At 38.2% G+C, this 3,600-nt stretch carries 6 protein-coding genes; 5 read left to right on the top strand and 1 reads right to left on the bottom strand.

What is annotated here, in order from left to right; genetic code table 11:
• Nucleotides 1-437: 437 nt before the first annotated feature.
• The 5 genes from J7J01_08180 (at nucleotide 438) to J7J01_08160 (ending at nucleotide 2,269) form a co-directional block, all read left to right on the top strand.
• Nucleotides 438-1,022, top strand: coding sequence for a hypothetical protein (locus J7J01_08180; protein ID MCD6210844.1), 585 nt, complete (start codon nucleotides 438-440; stop codon nucleotides 1,020-1,022).
• Nucleotides 1,023-1,300: 278 nt separating this feature from the next.
• Entirely contained in the window at nucleotides 1,301-1,492 is a 192-nt protein-coding gene (locus J7J01_08175; protein MCD6210843.1) for a hypothetical protein, read from the top strand.
• Between the two features lie 213 nt (nucleotides 1,493-1,705).
• Nucleotides 1,706-1,852, top strand: a complete 147-nt coding sequence (locus tag J7J01_08170; GenBank protein ID MCD6210842.1) for an XcyI family restriction endonuclease — start codon at nucleotides 1,706-1,708, stop codon at nucleotides 1,850-1,852.
• Nucleotides 1,821-2,075: a hypothetical protein gene (locus J7J01_08165; GenBank protein ID MCD6210841.1), complete on the top strand. Its 255-nt coding sequence runs from the start codon at nucleotides 1,821-1,823 to the stop codon at nucleotides 2,073-2,075. Before J7J01_08170 ends, J7J01_08165 begins: the two co-directional genes overlap by 32 nt.
• 5 nt (nucleotides 2,076-2,080) lie before the next feature.
• On the top strand, nucleotides 2,081-2,269 hold the full coding sequence (locus J7J01_08160; protein MCD6210840.1) for a hypothetical protein: 189 nt from the start codon (nucleotides 2,081-2,083) through the stop codon (nucleotides 2,267-2,269).
• A 275-nt stretch (nucleotides 2,270-2,544) separates the two neighbouring features.
• On the opposite strand, the gene J7J01_08155 is transcribed toward J7J01_08160, so the two are convergent.
• Nucleotides 2,545-3,393: a radical SAM protein gene (locus J7J01_08155; GenBank protein ID MCD6210839.1), complete on the bottom strand. Its 849-nt coding sequence runs from the start codon at nucleotides 3,391-3,393 to the stop codon at nucleotides 2,545-2,547.
• Between the last annotated feature and the right edge of the window lie 207 nt (nucleotides 3,394-3,600).

Below are 3,600 nucleotides of genomic sequence, written 5' to 3'. Positions count from 1 at the left end.
CAGATAGATGCGATGATGAAAGAGGTTGGAGGAGATGAAGATGAAACTTAGCAGTCAACTAAAGGGCGGTATATACGAATATGAAGCAAGTTTTGGGTATAATACCAAGTTGGGTGGATGTACGACGTTAATTTAAAGCCGGATATACCGAAGTTATATAAAATGGCGGTTTTGACAAGTTCGATAACATGGGGTCAAGAAAAATGCTAATACAAAAAATTAATAGACAATCCTCAACAAATGTTATTTATGGAACGGTAGAAAACTTATACCCTTCTGGTTCAAAAAGGGAAGAAATAGAGTAAAAATTCAAGAATACCATACATGAAGAGTTAAAGTTAAGTTCTCTTGTATCGTATGTAGGAAACAAAAACATTCCCTTTTTGAGAATTTACAGGTACAAGGAAGCTTTCGCCTTTAATTTTGTAAAAGATTTCTTGAGAAGATTTGAAGCAAATCCCGATGATTATGTGTTTGACCCTTTTTCAGGATTAGGAACAACAATGTTTACGTCTATGCTTAGTGGTATGCCTTCTGTTGGACTTGACAAGTTACCTGTTGCTTATTTTATTTCAAAAACTTTGCCATTACTTCTTTTATTAAATAAAAATGAATTAAAAGAAATGTGGATGTCCCTCATTCCTATAATAGAGAAAAGTCAACCTGCGGATGTGGCAATGGATGTTCCTATCATGAAAGTTGCATTTAATGAAGAAACGCTTTTAACACTGAGAAAACTCAAGTCCACTATTGATGGTTTGTCCGATCCTCATCGTGATATTTTCCTTTTGCTTTTCTTCTCTATTCTGGAAGAATGCAGCTTTACATCTAAAGATGGACAATTTCTCAGACTGAAACGGAATAAAAGACTCTCCAACCCTGTTGAAGCGATGAGTAGAAAAGTAGCGCAGGTAGAGGAGGATGTGCGTCGTATAAAAATGTTTTTTTTCCTCATTCATCTATCGATGAGAAAATCATGCCTGATGTGTATCTTGGAGATACAAGAGATCTATCAGATATAAAATTTAGGAAAAAGCCAACAATCATCATCACATCACCTCCATATGCCAATAGATACGATTATACAAGGACTTATTCTCTTGATTTATGCTTTCATTTCGTTAAAAACTTTGAAGAACTTAAAGCGATTCGTTTTGGGATATTGAGGTCTCATATAGAATCAAAAAATAAAGAGGGGCGAAATCCCACCCCATCCTGTGATAAAAGAGGTTGTTGGACTCCTTAGCAAAAGGTTATAGAAGAATGGTTTAAAGTCTTAGCTCCAGGAGCAAAAGTTGCAATGGTTGTTGATAATGTTAGATTTGAAGGAGAGTTTATACCTGTTGATTTAGTTCTTTCTGAGATGGCGGAAGAAGCTGGATTTGAAGTTAAAGAAATTATTGTAGCACGTTATAAAGGTAATAGCTCACAACAAATGAAAAAATACAGGAAAGTGCCCGTAAGGGAAAACATTGTTATTTGGGAACGGTGAAAATGCCATCAAATAAAGAAAAAGGGAGTTGGACGATTGATCAGATTACAAAAAGTGAATTTTTTCATCAGAAACTCATGAGTGGGGATTGCTTGAAATTGCTTATGAACTTGAAAGTATAAAAGGAGAAGATCTTGAGTGGTATATAGAAGATTTAGGGATTACCAAAAGAGCTTGGAATAAAGTGATTCATAGAGGTATAAGCCCATAAGGGTGTTCGTTCATCCGGAGGTTCTGAAGCAAAACCCAAAACGAGTTGGTTATTATAGAATTCTTGCTATGGTTTCTCAAAAATCAATGAGTAGGGTAGGCTTAAGCATAAACAAGTATGAAGAAAGAAGGACGAAGCAATTTCAATGATGATACAGCTTTAGAAGCTTCAAAACATCTAAATAAAATTGTCAGTGTTTTGATCGAGCATGATGAAAAGGTAAATGACAGAGAGTTTGATTTGTGGAGAGGGATGGCAGCCGGTTCGCAGGCTCAAGGTTCATGGCAAAATACAAAAGGAGATAGAGCTGAGGAGGTCATTAAGGAGTTAATCGAGAGGCAAGTGCGAGATAAAGGTTTGGAGCAGCTTTAAAAAGCTTGAGAAGAGCTAAACAGGAAAATCCAAATTCAATAACAATACTGATAATGCAAGGAGTTTCATTAACATCTAAAGCGATGAAAGAAATTGACAGGAGTAAAAGCATTATTGATTATTTCTTCACGATTGAGGATGTAATAGGCAATGAGGATGCAAGAAAACACCTCTTTAAAATCCTGAAAGTATAAAAACCGCCATTTCATATAACATTGCTCTAAGAGAAAGGAGAGAATCTCTAACGCTTATGCGATAGACGTACATGATAGACCGTTTTATCGTGAGTCAGAAAGAACTCATATAAAACCAATTATTCCCCCGTTGTTTGTAATATCCTGCATCAGGAAGGAGCAGGTGCAGAGGTTGTATCGGCATTCGAGTTGCTTCTTGCGAAAAAACTTGGAGTACCGTCGTCAAAAATATTGATGCTAGTTTCCCTTCCTCTTACATTATTACACTAAGAGACTTATACCCACCACCTACACGGTCTTGCAATTATTGTCTCCGTTTTCATGTCTGGATACACTCTAACCCACTTTTTCGTATTCTCTTCTCTTTTCGAAGGAGCGAATTGCTGGACACACGCCTTGCCATCAGCAACATTTCTCAGGTACTTTGAAGCCGATTCGACTGCAAGTTGAATCTCATTGTCACCCGGTCTTCTTGTTACTTTCTCCCTCGCTTCTCCAGGTGCGAAGCTTACGATTTTATATTTGAGCCCAGGGTCAATCCGGGCTAAAAAGGAAGCTATTCGCTCGATCTCTTCCACATCCACTATCCCCGGCATCAAGACCGTTTCTACTCTGAAATCGAGTTTGCTTTCACTGAGGTATCTTGCTGCCTCAAGAACCGGGCGATTGGACATGCCTGTGTACCACCTGTGGATTGACTCATTGTATGCTTTTATGTCAAGCTTAACTGCATCAAGACCGCTGTCCTTCAATTCCATCACGTATTCTCGGTCCAATAAATAGCCATTCGTGGATAACGTAATGTGTTTCACTCCCGTATGCATTTTGAGTTTTAGCACGAGGTCCGCCAAAAAGCTCCTGTCCAGAGTTGGTTCGCCTCCTGTAATTACAGCCTCTTCTAGTAGCCTATCGCCATTGTAAGCACGATTCGATTCCTCCACCCAGTTTATTAATTCGTCAACGGTCATTGGCTCGCCTACCGCGTCACGAGCAATGCTAAAACAGCCCTTACATTTGAAGTTGCAGTCTGAGAGCGTGATCCAAATACATGTCTCCGGCTCTGTTAGTGATAGCGTAATAAAGGGGACATACCTATACCTATATCCATTTGCTGTTTTCACCATGGCTCTTTTATTTATAATTATTGTCCCTTATTTTTATCTCTCAGCAATATTGCTCAGGGTTAATTATTCATCAATTGTTTCAATCTTCAAAAACCCAGACAAAATTCATTTCCGGTTTTAACTCAGGAATTTAAGAGATAGAGAACTTCAACCCCCTCCACCAACTACCATTCGGCAATCTCCTGTAATTTCTCCTTTGAGTTAATA

This window comes from Methanophagales archaeon (assembly GCA_021159465.1).
In the GTDB taxonomy this organism is placed as follows: Archaea; Halobacteriota; Syntropharchaeia; order Alkanophagales; family Methanospirareceae; genus G60ANME1.
The sequence above is the reverse complement of the archived record's forward strand: the minus strand, read 5'-3'. Positions and strand labels throughout refer to the sequence as shown.

What these genes read in the sequence shown, in the direction of transcription:
- J7J01_08175 (MCD6210843.1), top strand. Translation starts at nt 1,301, where the DNA reads ATGGTTGTTGATAATGTTAGATTTGAAGGAGAGTTTATACCTGTTGAT.
- J7J01_08165 (MCD6210841.1), top strand. Translation starts at nt 1,821, where the DNA reads ATGAAGAAAGAAGGACGAAGCAATTTCAATGATGATACAGCTTTAGAA.
- J7J01_08155 (MCD6210839.1), bottom strand. Translation starts at nt 3,393, where the DNA reads ATGGTGAAAACAGCAAATGGATATAGGTATAGGTATGTCCCCTTTATT.